This window comes from Enterobacteriaceae bacterium ESL0689 (assembly GCA_029433525.1).
Lineage (GTDB): Bacteria > Pseudomonadota > Gammaproteobacteria > Enterobacterales > Enterobacteriaceae > JAQTIF01.
In genome coordinates this window covers 744431-759408 of sequence record JAQTIF010000001.1, presented here as the reverse complement: position 1 = coordinate 759408, position 14978 = coordinate 744431, and the positions used below count along the sequence as shown (strand labels likewise).

9 protein-coding genes are annotated in these 14978 nt (G+C 51.9%); 7 read left to right on the top strand and 2 right to left on the bottom strand.

All coding sequences use genetic code 11. The features are described 5' to 3' along the window. Positions 1–169 precede the first annotated feature (169 nt). From glgB to pckA, 7 genes are all read left to right on the top strand, one after another. A complete protein-coding gene (gene glgB / locus PT300_03735; GenBank protein ID MDF7679767.1) occupies positions 170–2356 on the top strand; it encodes a 1,4-alpha-glucan branching enzyme in 2187 nt (728 codons plus the stop codon). Beyond that, entirely contained in the window at positions 2353–4329 is a 1977-nt protein-coding gene (gene glgX, locus PT300_03730; GenBank protein ID MDF7679766.1) for a glycogen debranching protein GlgX, read from the top strand. Before glgB ends, glgX begins: the two co-directional genes overlap by 4 nt. Before the next feature lie 62 nt (positions 4330–4391). After that, entirely contained in the window at positions 4392–5684 is a 1293-nt protein-coding gene (glgC, locus tag PT300_03725) for a glucose-1-phosphate adenylyltransferase (protein ID MDF7679765.1), read from the top strand. Positions 5685–5689: 5 nt separating this feature from the next. Beyond that, positions 5690–7123 carry a glycogen synthase GlgA gene (glgA, locus tag PT300_03720; protein MDF7679764.1) on the top strand — a complete coding sequence of 478 codons (1434 nt, stop codon included), beginning with the start codon at positions 5690–5692 and terminating at the stop codon, positions 7121–7123. Positions 7124–7141: 18 nt separating this feature from the next. After that, the gene (gene glgP, locus PT300_03715) at positions 7142–9589 is read left to right on the top strand and encodes a glycogen phosphorylase (protein ID MDF7679763.1); all 2448 of its coding nucleotides are present in this window, start codon (positions 7142–7144) and stop codon (positions 9587–9589) included. A gap of 293 nt (positions 9590–9882) precedes the next feature. Then, positions 9883–11043, top strand: a complete 1161-nt coding sequence (locus PT300_03710; GenBank protein ID MDF7679762.1) for an MFS transporter — start codon at positions 9883–9885, stop codon at positions 11041–11043. A gap of 187 nt (positions 11044–11230) precedes the next feature. Beyond that, positions 11231–12853: a phosphoenolpyruvate carboxykinase (ATP) gene (gene pckA / locus PT300_03705; GenBank protein ID MDF7679761.1), complete on the top strand. Its 1623-nt coding sequence runs from the start codon at positions 11231–11233 to the stop codon at positions 12851–12853. Between the two features lie 65 nt (positions 12854–12918). Here pckA and envZ read toward each other — a convergent pair whose 3' ends face one another. Then, positions 12919–14262 (bottom strand): two-component system sensor histidine kinase EnvZ, encoded by a 1344-nt coding sequence (envZ, locus tag PT300_03700; GenBank protein ID MDF7679760.1) that lies wholly within the window; start codon positions 14260–14262, stop codon positions 12919–12921. Then, a complete protein-coding gene (ompR, locus tag PT300_03695; GenBank protein ID MDF7679759.1) occupies positions 14259–14978 on the bottom strand; it encodes a two-component system response regulator OmpR in 720 nt (239 codons plus the stop codon). Before ompR ends, envZ begins: the two co-directional genes overlap by 4 nt.

Sequence of the window (14978 nt, the reverse complement as noted above, 5' to 3'; positions counted from 1 at the left end):
GGACAAAAAGGGGGATATGATCCCCCTTTTTTACCATAGGCAAAAAGACATTGACTATGCTTTAAACCTGAAAATAAAAGGGAGCCGCAGGATGTAAGGTGTACTTGCGCTTATTGAGATCAAGAAATTGTCTCCTCCGGGCAGACGATACTGACCACAGGATGAAACTATGCCTGATCATGTTGATGAAAATGTGATCGATGCACTTATCTCAGGTTATTTCGCCGATCCTTTTTCTGTGCTGGGGATGCACGCGACCACTGCCGGAATTGAAGTCCGCGCATTATTGCCTGATGCCCGTGAGGTCTGGGTCATCGATCAGAAAAACAGCCGTAAGGTCGGTAAACTGGCCTGTCTCGATCCGCGTGGATTTTTTAGCGCCCTGATCCACCGGCGCAAGAAACTATTCCGCTACCAGCTGCAGGTAAACTGGCACGATCAGCACTATGTGATCGACGATCCCTACCGTTTTGGCACACTATTGCAGGATCTGGATATCTGGTTACTGGCCGAGGGGACGCATTTACGCCCTTATGAAGTGCTGGGTGCCCATCCTGACACCATCGATGACGTTCCGGGAACCCGCTTTTCGGTCTGGGCGCCCAATGCGCGCCGGGTTTCCGTGGTGGGTGAATTTAACTACTGGGATGGCCGACGTCACCCTATGCGCTTGCGGCAATCCTCCGGGATCTGGGAACTATTTATCCCTGGCGTCCATCAAGGGCAGTTATATAAATTTGAGCTGATCGACGCATACGGTCGATTACGTATCAAAGCCGATCCTTACGCTTTTGAAGCACAGATGCGCCCGGAAAGCGCCTCGCTTATCTGTGGCCTGCCGGAAAAGGTCACCCCCCCCGCCAGACGTCAGCAAAATAACCAGTTTGATGCCCCTGTTTCCATTTATGAAGTTCATCCCGGCTCCTGGCGTCGCCACACCGATAACCATTTCTGGCTGAGTTATCGCGAACTGGCTGACCAGTTAATCCCTTATGTGAAATGGATGGGATTTACTCACCTCGAACTGTTACCGATCCATGAACACCCGTTTGATGCCAGCTGGGGTTATCAGCCCACGGGCCTGTATGCCCCGACCCGTCGTTTCGGCACCCGCGATGATTTTCGCTACTTCATCAATGCCGCTCATCAAGCCGGACTGAGTGTGATCCTCGACTGGGTGCCGGGCCATTTTCCGGCCGATGATTTTGCCCTAGCAACCTTTGACGGTACTGCGCTGTACGAACACAACGATCCCCGTGAAGGTTATCATCAGGACTGGAATACGTTGATTTATAACTATGGTCGGCGGGAAGTGAGTAATTTTCTGTTGGGCAACGCCTTGTACTGGGTCGAACGCTTTGGGATCGACGCGCTGCGGGTAGATGCTGTCGCGTCGATGATCTATCGCGACTACAGCCGCCAGCCCGGTGAATGGTTGCCTAATGAGTATGGTGGCAAAGAGAATCTCGAAGCGATAGCATTTCTGCGTAATACCAATCGGGTGCTTGGTGAGCAAGCACCCGGTGCGGTGACTATCGCCGAAGAATCCACCGATTTCGCCGGTGTTTCCCGCCCGCCGGATATGGGCGGTCTCGGTTTCTGGTTTAAATGGAACCTCGGCTGGATGCACGATACGCTCGACTACATGAGCCTTGATCCGGTTCACCGTCGTTATCATCACGATAAAATGACTTTCGGCATGCTCTATCACTACAGCGAAAACTTTGTGCTGCCACTGTCGCATGATGAAGTGGTCCACGGTAAAAAATCGTTGCTTGACCGCATGCCCGGTGATGCCTGGCAGAAGTTCGCTAATCTGCGCGCCTATTATGGCTGGATGTTTGCCTTTCCGGGAAAAAAACTACTGTTTATGGGCAATGAGTTTGCTCAGGGGCGGGAGTGGAACCATGACAGTAGTCTCGACTGGCATCTGCTGGCAGGCGAAGATAACTGGCATCACGGTGTACAACGTCTGGTACGTGATCTGAATCAGATCTATCGTCATCATAAAGCACTATACCAACAGGACTTTTCCCCTGATGGTTTTGAATGGCTGGTGGTGGATGATCATCAGCGATCGGTTTTTGTCTTTGTGCGTCGCGATAAAGCGGGCAACGAGATTATCGTCGCCAGCAATTTTACTCCGGTGCCGCGTGACAACTACCGTTTCGGCATCAATCAACCAGGCCGCTGGCGTGAAGCGTTAAATACCGACTCGCAGCACTATCATGGCAGCAACGCCGGTAACGGTGGCAGTGTGGAAAGCGAGGCCATCGCCAGCCACGGGCGTGCGCATTCACTGTCAATAACCCTGCCGCCACTGGCAACGCTCTGGCTGGTTCGGGAGGCGCAATGATCACGCTGACCGCAGGCAAGCCGACACCCTCAGGTGCCCGCTACGAGGGTAACGGAGTTAATTTTGCGCTCTTTTCCGCCCATGCCGAGCGCGTCGAGTTATGTGTGTTCGATGCCGAAGGTCACGAACAGCGTGCTGATTTACCGAGGCGCAGTGGCGATATCTGGCACGGCTTTCTGGCGACGGGCAGACCGGGATTGCGCTATGGCTACCGGGTGCATGGGCCCTGGCAACCGGCGCAGGGACATCGCTTTAATCCGGCCAAATTGCTGCTCGATCCTTGCGCTCATCAAGTTGTCGGCGAATTATGCGATGATGCGCGCCTGTTCGGTGGCGATCAGTCGCCCGATCCGCATGATAGCGCCGCGATTGCCCCTAAATCACAGGTGGTCGATCTGCGCTACGACTGGGGTAATGATACGCCTCCCGCCATCCCCTGGGGTCAGACGGTTATCTATGAAGCACATGTCAAAGGGCTGACCTGGCTGCATCCTGATCTCCCGGCCGACATTCGCGGCACCTATCAGGCGTTAGCTCACCCACGAATGATCGACTATTTTCATACCCTTGGCATCACCACACTGGAGCTAATGCCAGTGGCGCAATCTGCCACCGAACCCCGCCTGCAACAAATGGGCTTGCGTAATTACTGGGGCTATAACCCGCTGGCGCTCTTTGCCGTCGAACCACGCTATGCCCGCGTACCGGCACGGGCGCTGAATGAATTACGTGATGCCATCAAAGCGTTGCATACAGCCGGTATCGAAGTGATCCTTGATATCGTGCTCAATCACAGTGCCGAAATCGATCTGAGCGGCCCCACAATTTCACTACGCGGCATCGACAACCGTAGTTATTACTGGCTTCAGCCAACAGGCGATTATATCAACTGGAGTGGTTGCGGTAATACGCTCAATCTCAGCCATCCTGCAGTGGTGGAATATGCCCGCCAGTGCCTACGTTTCTGGGTCGATGAGTGTCACGTTGATGGTTTCCGTTTCGATCTGGCAACCGTGATGGGACGTACCCCAGAATTTCGCCAGGATGCACCGCTGTTTGAAGCCATCCGCCAGGACCCACACCTGGCAGCCGTCAAATTGATTGCCGAACCCTGGGATATCGGCCCCGATGGCTACCAGGCGGGCAATTTTCCGCCTTTGTTTGCCGAGTGGAATGATCTTTTTCGCGATTCCACCAGACGTTTCTGGTTGCAAAACAATCTCTCATCAGGAGAGTTTGCCCGCCGCTTTGCGGCTTCCAGTGATCGCTTTTGCCGCAATGGCCGTCAACCCGCCGCCGCCATCAACCTGGTGACCGCTCACGATGGCTTCACCTTACGTGACTGTGTCTGTTTCGAGCAAAAACATAATCAAGCAAACGGTGAAGACAATCGTGATGGCAGCAACAATAACTACAGCCATAATCATGGGACAGAAGGATTAGCGAGCCCACCCGATGTTGCTAAACGACGGCAAAATAGCGTCCATGCGCTCCTCACCACTCTACTGCTGGCACAGGGGACACCGATGTTGCTGGCCGGTGATGAGTCAGGGCATAGCCAGCAGGGCAATAATAATGCCTATTGTCAGGACAATGCACTTACCTGGCTCGACTGGCGTCAGGCGGATCATCAACTGATTGCGTTTACTGCCGCACTCATTCATCTGCGTCGCCATATTCCGGCATTGACCGTCAATTGCTGGTGGCAGGAAGGCGATGGCAACGTGCAGTGGCTCAATCAATATGCACAACCTTTAACGGTTGACGAGTGGCAGTCCGGGATCACACGGATGCAAATCCTGCTGACTGACCATTGGTTAATCACCCTGAATGCTACCCCGGATAAGGTCGAGATGACCTTACCCGCAGGAACATGGTACAGCGTCCCCCCCTTTAGCGGGGAGGATAACCACCGCATTATGACTATCTGGCATGGACCCGCGCATGGGATCTGTATCTTTCAGCGCAAATAAATCCTGAAATTTTCGATCGGGCGAGGGTATCTGAAAGGCAGGGATGTAAAAAGGGGGTCATCATGGTGAGACTAAAAGAGAACGACTTATTAATGCAGGCACGGGAACTACCGACAAAGACGGTGGCACTGATTCTTGCTGGCGGACGGGGTACCCGGCTGAAAGACTTAACCGCAAAACGCGCCAAGCCAGCGGTGCATTTTGGCGGCAAGTTTCGCATCATCGACTTTGCGCTATCTAATTGCATTAATTCAGGCATCCGCCGTATCGGTGTTATCACGCAGTATCAGTCTCATACCCTGGTGCAGCATATCCAGCGTGGCTGGTCATTTTTTAGCGAAGAGATGAACGAGTTTGTCGATTTGCTGCCTGCCCAGCAGCGAGTACAGGGGGAAAACTGGTATCGCGGAACGGCCGACGCGGTCACCCAGAATCTCGATATTGTTCGTCGCTATCGGGCAAAATATGTGATGATCCTTGCGGGCGATCATATCTACAAACAGGATTACTCCCGGATGTTGATCGACCATGTGGAAAAAGGTGCCTGCTGCACCGTGGCCTGTATGCCGGTGCCGGTCGAAGAAGCTTCGGCTTTTGGCGTGATGGCGGTAGACAGAAATAATAAAATTATCGCCTTTATTGAGAAACCGGTCGCCCCCCCGATCCTGCCGGGCGATGCCAGCAAATCACTGGCCAGTATGGGGATCTATGTCTTTGATGCCGATTTTCTTTATGATCTGTTGACGGAAGATAATAACGACGAAAACTCCAGTCATGATTTTGGCAAAGATATTATTCCTAAATTAACCGAAGCCGGTGTCGCTTACGCCCATCCCTTTACCCACTCCTGTGTCCAGTCTGATCCCGATTCACAACCCTACTGGCGTGATGTCGGCACCCTGGACGCCTACTGGAAAGCCAATCTTGATCTCGCTTCCGTGATGCCGGAACTGGACATGTACGATCAGAGCTGGCCGATCCGCACCCATATGGAGCCGCTGCCACCGGCCCGATTTGTCCATGACCACTCGGGGAGTCACGGTATGACACTGAACTCGCTGGTTTCCGGTGGCTGTATTATTTCGGGCTCCGTCGTCGTGCAGTCGGTTCTGTTCTCTCGGGTGCGAATCAACTCTTTCTGCCATATCGATTCTGCCGTTTTATTACCCGATGTCCGGGTCGGACGCTCCTGTCGACTGCATCGCTGTGTGATTGATCGCGCCTGTGTGATCCCCGAAGGGATGGTGATTGGTGAACACGCGGAAGAGGACACCCGCCGATTCTACCGCTCCGAAGAGGGCATCGTACTGGTAACGCGCGATATGTTGCGTAAACTGGGATATCAGCAGGAGTAATGACTATGCGGGTCTTACATGTCTGTTCGGAAATATTTCCGTTACTCAAAACCGGTGGACTGGCGGACGTGATTGGTGCGCTGCCCGCCGCACAAATCACTGCCGGTGAAGACAGCCGTATCCTGTTACCGGCATTCCCCGCTATCCGCGAGGGAGTCACCGATGCCCAGGTGGTAACACAACGGGAGACATTCGCCGGCCCGATAACCCTGCTGTTTGCTCACTTTAACGGCCTCAGTCTCTATTTAATTGAAGCGCCACATCTTTATGACCGCCCCGGCAGTCCCTATCACGACGCCTGGCAAAATGCTTATGCCGACAATGTGCTACGTTTTGCACTGTTGGGGTGGGTCGGCTGTGAAATGGCAGCCGGGTTAGATCCTTTCTGGCAGCCTGAGGTTATCCATGCTCATGACTGGCATGCCGGACTGGTACCTGCCTATCTCGAAGCACGTGGGCATCCAGCTAAATCGGTCTTTACCGTGCATAACCTCGCCTACCAGGGGATGTTCTCGGCTCACCATATGTCTGATATCGCGCTACCGTGGTCGTTTTACCATATGTATGGTCTCGAATTTCATGGCCAGATCTCTTTCCTCAAAGCGGGGCTCTATTATGCCGACCATATTACAGCAGTCAGTCCGACTTATGCCCGTGAAATCACCAGTCCCCAGTTTGCTTATGGTATGGAGGGACTCCTGCTGCAACGACAGCAGCAAGAGCGGCTCTCGGGTATCCTCAATGGTGTGGATGAAAATATCTGGGACCCGGCGAGCGATACGCTACTGACTTCCCATTACGATTGTGACTGTCTGGAAAACAAGCAGGAAAACAAACGCCAGCTCCAGATGACGATGGGGCTACAGGTCAACTTACGCGCCCCTTTATTCGCGGTGGTCAGTCGCCTGACCCATCAGAAAGGGCTCGATTTAGTGCTGGAGGCGTTACCGGCACTGCTAGAGCAGGGAGGGCAGTTTGTCTTGCTGGGGGCGGGAGATCCGCGCCTGCAGGAGGGATTCCTTGCGGCAGCGGCGGCGCATCCTGGCCAGGTCAGCGTGCAGATTGGTTATCATGAAGCGTTCTCGCATCGCATTATCGCTGGTGCCGATGTGATCCTGGTTCCCAGTCGTTTTGAACCTTGCGGTTTGACGCAGCTCTATGGCCTGAAATATGGCACGTTACCGCTGGTAAGACGCACTGGCGGGCTCACCGATACTGTTGAGGACTGTTCCCTCGAAAATCTGGCTGACGGAATAGCCAGTGGCTTTGTCTTTGAAGAGAGCGATGTACAGTCGCTATTACGTGTTATCCGCCGTTCATTTGTATTGTGGTCACGTCCATCGCTCTGGCGTTATGTACAACGTCAGGCGATGAAAAAGGATTTTAGCTGGCGCGTAGCAGCAAACGCTTATCATGAACTTTATCAACGCTTGATGTAATGACCTGGAGTCTTTGCGATGAATGTACCTGTTATCTACTCTGCGCCGACATTAGGCGTTGAGGCGCTCAAACACTCTATTGCCTATAAGTTAATGTTTACTCTCGGCAGAGATCCGGCGATCGCCAATGAACACGAATGGCTTAACGCCACTCTGTTTGCCGTGCGCGATCGCATGGTGGAGCGCTGGCTACGGACTAATCGTGCGCAGATCTCTCAGGAGGTGCGCAGGGTTTATTACCTGTCAATGGAATTTCTGATCGGCCGCACGCTCTCTAATGCCTTGTTGTCATTAGGCATTTACGATGAGGTCAATCAGGCATTGGCCGAGATGGGACTCAATCTGACCGAATTGCTTAATGAAGAGAGCGATCCCGGGCTGGGCAATGGTGGTCTTGGCCGACTGGCTGCCTGTTTCCTCGATTCGCTCGCCACCCTGGGCTTACCGGGTTATGGCTATGGTATTCGCTATGACTATGGCATGTTTAAGCAGACTATCGTCGATGGACAACAGCAGGAGTCGCCCGATTACTGGCTGGAGTATGGCAACCCCTGGGAGTTCGAACGCCATCAGCCGCGTTATAAAGTCTGTTTTGGTGGTCGCATCCAGCAGGAGGGCAGCCGGACGCACTGGGTGGAAACCGAGGAGATCCTTGCCGAAGCCTATGATCAGATAGTCCCGGGCTTTGCTACTGATGCCACTAATACGTTGCGCTTGTGGCATGCTCAGGCCAGCAGTGAAATCAACCTCGGTAAATTTAACCAGGGGGACTATTTCGCCGCGGTAGAAAATAAAAACTTTTCCGAAAACGTTTCGCGGGTACTCTATCCGGATGACTCCACCTGTTCCGGGCGTGAACTGCGTTTGCGTCAGGAGTACTTCCTTGTCTCCGCCACGGTACAGGATATTCTCCATCGCCATTATCAGCAGTATGAAACATTCAGCAATCTGGCGGAGAAAATAGCGATTCACCTCAATGACACCCATCCGGTATTGTCGATCCCTGAATTAATGCGTCTGTTAATTGATAAACATAAATTCAGCTGGGATGATGCCTTTGACGTGGCCTGCCAGGTATTTTCCTATACGAACCATACGCTGATGAGCGAAGCACTGGAAACCTGGCCTGTCGATATGCTGGGCAAGATCCTGCCGCGTCATCTGCAAATTATCTTTGAAATTAATGATTATTTTCTCAAAACAGTGCAGAAACAGTATCCCAATGATACCGCACTGTTAAGCCGTGTCTCGCTGATCGACGAATCCAACGGCCGTCGTGTGCGCATGGCCTGGCTGGCAGTGGTCGTCAGTCAGAAAGTTAACGGTGTTTCCGCGCTGCATTCACGGCTAATGGTGGAATCGCTGTTTGCCGACTTCGCCCGGATTTTCCCGACACGTTTTACTAACGTCACCAACGGTGTCACCCCACGACGCTGGCTGGCGCTGGCGAATCCCTCTCTATCGCAGGTACTGGATAACAATATCGGTCGCGGCTGGCGTTCCGATCTCAGCGATTTACAGAAGCTGCAACAACGTCTTGATTTTCCGATAGTCAATGAGGCTGTACGCCAGGCTAAGTTTGAGAATAAGCAGCGCCTAGCTGAATATATCGCCCAGCAGCTTAACGTCGTGGTCAATCCAAAAGCCTTGTTTGATGTGCAAATCAAGCGGATACATGAATATAAACGCCAGTTGATGAATGTGTTGCATATCATCGCCCGCTATAACCGCATTAAGGCAGATCCTGATGCCGGATGGGTGCCACGGGTAAGTATCTTTGCCGGTAAAGCGGCGTCTGCCTACTACATGGCGCGCCATATCATTCGTCTGATTAATGATGTCGCGGCAGTGATCAACCAGGACCGACAAACGGGCGATAAACTGAAAGTGATCTTTATCCCCAACTACAGCGTCAGCCTCGCGCAATTGATTATTCCGGCCGCTGATCTTTCGCAACAGATTTCACTGGCGGGAACCGAAGCCTCTGGCACCAGCAACATGAAGTTCGCACTGAACGGCGCACTGACGATCGGCACCCTTGATGGCGCGAATATTGAAATCCAGGAGCATGTGGGTGAGGAAAATCTTTTTATCTTCGGCAATACCGCGCAACAGGTGGAGGCGCTGCGGCGTAACGGTTATAACCCACGGGATTATTACGAAAGTGACGCCGAGTTAAATCAGGTGCTGACCCAAATCGCTACTGGGGTATTTAGCCCCTTAGAGCCGGGACGTTATCGTGATCTGGTCGATTCACTGATTAACTTTGGTGATCATTACCAGGTATTGGCGGATTTCCGTAGTTATGTTGATTGCCAGGATAAGGTCGATGAGCTATACCGCCACCCTGAACAGTGGACAACAATCGCGATGCGCAATATCGCTGGCATGGGCTATTTTTCATCGGATCGCACCATTGAGGAGTATGCTGACAATATCTGGCATATTGAGCCTATCAGAATGTAACCGACTCCGTGCGCTGCCTGAAAACAGGCAGCGCAGAGAAACCACATCGCCAATCACCATTTCTGCTACCCGAAGCTCCTGGACGGAAAGCTTCTGAGTCCATTAAAACCACAATAAAACTTAGCACCTGACCCGCCAGGCGTTATAGTCTGGATATCAACAGCACGAAGAAACCGGTGCGTACCGGTCGTACGTAAGGATTTCGAGCACTGCCCAAGGACAAAATGGCAAGTAAAATAGCCTAATGGGATAGGCTCTAAGCCAGCTGTTTATAAACTAACTGGAGTAACAGGATGGATTCATTAAAAAAAATATTCCTCGGTTCCTTTCTGGCCGCTTTCTCTTATGGTGTCATGCTGACATTACCTCTGTTTTTACATGATCACTTTCAGATCACTGCCGCCAGCTCAGGAAAAATAATCAGTAGTGGCTTTATTGGTATTTTATGTGCGTTCTTTTGCTTACCGCGTTTATTAAACAAAATACCGGTATCTTGCTTAGCCGCTATCTGCAGTGTCTGTTATGCAATGGGTATTATTTTAATCATCTGTCAACAAATCAGCTTGTTCTATCTGGCACAGATTTTTTTAGGGATCGGCTGGGGTGGGATTTATACTCTCGGGCCGATTATTGTCGCCAGCAGCAGCGATGAACAGACCCGGAGTAAAAACTTCAGCTTGATTGCCGCCTTTAATATGCTGGGTACCGGCATGACCCCGGCATTGGTTAAAACAGTCATTGAGTATCAGCTACCCTGGCTGATGATATTTATATTCAGTGCCCTCCTCTCTTTACTGGCGGCGTGGCTGTTTTTCAGTCACCCTGATACTCAGCAAATGACGACGATAAAACGCCCGACAACCCTAAGCCAGGCGGTGATGATAACCTTCCGTAACCCCGCTAAATATCCGGTTATCATGGTGCTGATCGGTGCCTGTATTTTTAGCTCAATGATGAGTTTTCAAACACTGTTTGCTCAGGAACGCAAGTTAGATTTTTCGTTTTTCTATATTAGCTATACCCTTGCCGTTATTGGCTCGCGTTTTTTATTAACCGGTCTGATTAACCGTCTGCAGATTAATCAGGCGATCGTCTTGTTATTATTGGCGATGGCGCTGTCCGTGGCATTATTTAACTTCGCATTTTCAAATCTGACTTACAGCATCGCCAGTCTATTATTAGGCGTCAGTTATGGCCTGGTTTATCCACTGATCCAGAATCTCTCTCTCAAACATATCGCGGCAGTTTATAAAGAACAGGTGTTGACGGTCTTCAGTCTGTTCTACTTTATTGGCGTATATCTTTTCCCCTTTATCAGCGGTGGTATTTTAACCCGGCAAGGCAGTGACTTCTTTATTAACACATTACTGACCTTAACATTACTGGAGTTAGCGCTGGCGGCTTATCTTTGGTATGACTACCGGCAGGCGAACCAGTACGGAAAATTGTCATAACCCGGCTGCCCGACAGCCAAACCAATAACCGGATAACGCATAACGGCTCACCTCTGGCCGCTTACACCCGCGACAACAAAGATAACAGACGCTAATATGCCTGAATCTATGAACCTCGTCGCGGTCTGTGCAGCGCTGTTTCCCTTATAATTCACGATACACAACTTATTGGTGAAGGAGCAACGACATGCGTGTTAATCATGGTTTAACCCCGCAGGATCTCAACGCTTATGGTATCAACGATGTTGAAAGTATCGTCTATAACCCCAGCTACGATACCTTGTACCAGGAAGAACTTGTTCCCACCCTTGAAGGCTATGAGCGCGGCACACTGACCCAATCGGGCGCTATCGCGGTCGATACCGGGATCTTCACCGGCCGTTCGCCAAAAGATAAATATATTGTTCGTGACGATATTACGCGCGATACCGTCTGGTGGTCAGATAAAGGTAAGGGCAAGAACGATAATAAACCCCTCTCGCAACAAACCTGGCAGCAGCTGAAAGGACTGGTCACCCGCCAGCTTTCCGGAAAACGTCTGTTCGTCGTCGATGCCTTTTGTGGTGCCAATGCTGACACGCGCCTGAGTGTGCGTTTCATTACCGAAGTGGCCTGGCAGGCACACTTTGTCAAAAATATGTTCATCCGCCCCAGCGATGAAGAGCTGGCGCAATTTAAACCCGACTTTATTGTGATGAATGGCGCGAAATGCACCAATCCACAGTGGCAGGAACAGGGGCTGAATTCAGAGAATTTTATCGCCTTCAACCTGACTGAACGTATCCAGCTTATCGGCGGAACCTGGTATGGCGGTGAAATGAAGAAAGGGATGTTCTCGATGATGAACTATCTGTTACCGCTCAAAGGGATCGCCTCGATGCACTGTTCGGCGAATGTCGGTGAAAAAGAGGATGTGGCGATTTTCTTTGGCCTGTCTGGTACGGGCAAAACAACACTCTCTACCGATCCGAAGCGTCGCCTGATTGGCGATGATGAACATGGCTGGGATGATGACGGTGTCTTTAACTTCGAGGGCGGTTGTTATGCGAAAACAATCAAACTGTCTGAAGCGGCCGAGCCGGATATCTATCACGCAATACGCCGTGATGCGTTATTAGAAAATGTTGTGGTTCGCCCCGATGGCAGTGTGGATTTCGACGATAACAGCAAGACCGAAAACACCCGGGTTTCCTATCCGATCTATCATATCGAAAATATCGTAAAACCTGTCTCTAAAGCCGGGCATGCGACCAAAGTTATCTTTCTGACCGCCGACGCCTTTGGCGTTCTGCCGCCAGTATCACGCCTGACCGCCGATCAGACGCAGTATCATTTCCTTTCTGGGTTTACCGCGAAACTGGCAGGCACTGAACGCGGTGTGACCGAACCCACCCCCACCTTCTCCGCCTGCTTCGGTGCGGCATTTTTATCACTGCATCCGACCCAGTATGCCGAAGTGCTGGTGAAACGCATGCAGGCTGCTGGCGCTCAAGCCTATCTGGTCAACACCGGCTGGAATGGCACCGGTAAACGAATTTCGATTAAAAATACGCGCGCCATTATCGATGCCATTCTTAATGGCGAACTGGATAATGCAGAGACATTCACCCTGCCAGTATTCAATTTACAGATCCCTGCGGCGCTGCCGGGGGTCGATAGCGAGATTCTCGATCCGCGTAATACTTATGGTTCGCCGGAGCAGTGGCAGGAAAAAGCGGCTCAGCTTGCGCAACTCTTTATTAACAACTTCGCGCAATATACCGACACCCCTACCGGTGCTGCGTTGGTTGCGGCTGGCCCACAACGCTAACCGGATCAGAACATGTCGGATCGTGGCTATCCGGCATGTTCTGTTGATACATGCCCTGGCGTTGCTTATTCCGGCGGCTGAACAGGATGTGCCGGAATGGGCAGCCACGCGCGAATTAATAACCCCCCCCGCTCACTGGTGCCGATCTCCAGATAGCCATTATGGTTATCAATGATACGCTGGACGATCGCCAGCCCCAGCCCGGTTCCACTACTACTACGAGCGCTATCACCGCGTACAAACGGCTGGAACAGATGTTCACGTTGGGCTGCGTTTATTCCCGGGCCATCATCTTCAACCTGGAACCAGTCATGACCATCCTGGCTGCCGCTGCTTACCTTAATCCAGCCATGGCCATAACGTGCCGCATTGACCACCATATTGGTTAGCGCCCGCTTGATCGACAGCGGATGGATCGATAACAGGAGCTCTCCGGGTTGTAACGCGGTCTCAATTTCCCGTTCATAACCACTTTCTGCCGCGATGACCTCGCCCAATACCGTGTTGAGATCTATCCACTCCATTGGCATTTCCTGACCAGTACGCAAGTAATCAATAAACTGGCCGATAATCGCGTTACACTCTTCAATATCTTTGTTAATCGACCCGGCGAGATACCAGTCCTCTTTTGCCATCATTTCTGTTGCCAGGCGGATCCGGGTTAACGGCGTACGTAAATCGTGACTCACACCGGCCATCAGCAACGTGCGGTCATCGGCCAGTTGTTTGACACCCGCGGCCATATGATTAAATGCGCGGGTCACGGAGCGCACCTCGGAGGCACCATATTCGCGTAACGGAGGCGGAATAATCCCGCGCCCAACCTGCAAGGCCGCGCGCTCAAGATCAACCAGCGGTCGGTTCTGAATACGAATAAATAGCCAGGCGCCGCCAATCGCCAGCAGCATTATCGCCAGGGTATAGCGAAACAGCGGCGAGAAATCCCCCTGATGAATCTCTGTTAAGGGGACACGAACCCAGATATCCGGCGATAACCAGGTTCTCAGCCAGACCACCGGAGAGTTTTTATTCATCTCGATCCGGACTTCGGTCGCACCGCCTAGCTGGTGCGCCATTTGCTGACTTAAAAAATCATAATGCTGCGCCCAGCGCAGACCAGCATCTTCCGCTGCGTCAAGGGAATAGAGCGAAATCCCCAGCTCACGATAAATCTCACGACGAAAAGCCGCCGGTACAGCAAGCTGAGTGCCATCCTCCAGTTGCAGCTTATCGGTCATCAGCATTTTTACTTCGTAGGCCAGGACCTTGTTAAATTGCTGAAGGCTGGGAAAGATCGCAAAGTTCAGCACCACCAGGTAAGTGGTCACCAGGCTGGCAAACAGCAAGGCAACAATCAACAACAAGGTGCGGGCGAACGAACTTCGCAGAGAAAAACGGAGCCGATTCATGCTTTCGCGCCATCGGGCACGAATACATACCCCAGTCCCCATACAGTCTGGATATAACGAGGGTGGGTCGGATCTTCTTCAATCATGCGGCGCAAACGGGAAATTTGCACATCGATAGAGCGCTCCATCGCCGAATATTCACGGCCACGGGCAAGATTCATCAGCTTATCCCGCGATAACGGCTCACGCGGATGGCTGACCAGTGCTTTCAATACCGCAAATTCGCCGCTGGTCAATGGCATCGGCTCATCTTCACGAAACATCTCGCGCGTGCCGAGATTGAGTTTGAACTTGCCAAAAGTAATCAATGCCTCTTCCTGTGATGGCGCACCGGGCAGCTCATTGGCCTGGCGACGCAAGACCGCACGAATACGGGCCAGCAACTCACGGGGATTGAAGGGTTTGGGAATATAGTCATCAGCGCCAATTTCGAGCCCTACGATACGATCCACTTCTTCCCCCTTCGCCGTCACCATAATAATCGGCATCGGATTACTCTGGCTGCGCAAACGACGGCAAATCGATAAACCATCTTCGCCAGGCAGCATCAGATCGAGCACCATCAGATGAAAGGATTCACGGGTCAATAAACGATCCATCTGCTCGGCATTGGCGACACTTCGAACCTGGAAGCCTTGCTCTGTCAGATAACGCTCAAGCAATGCGCGTAAACGCATGTCGTCATCGACAACCAGAATTTTATAATTCTCTTGCAT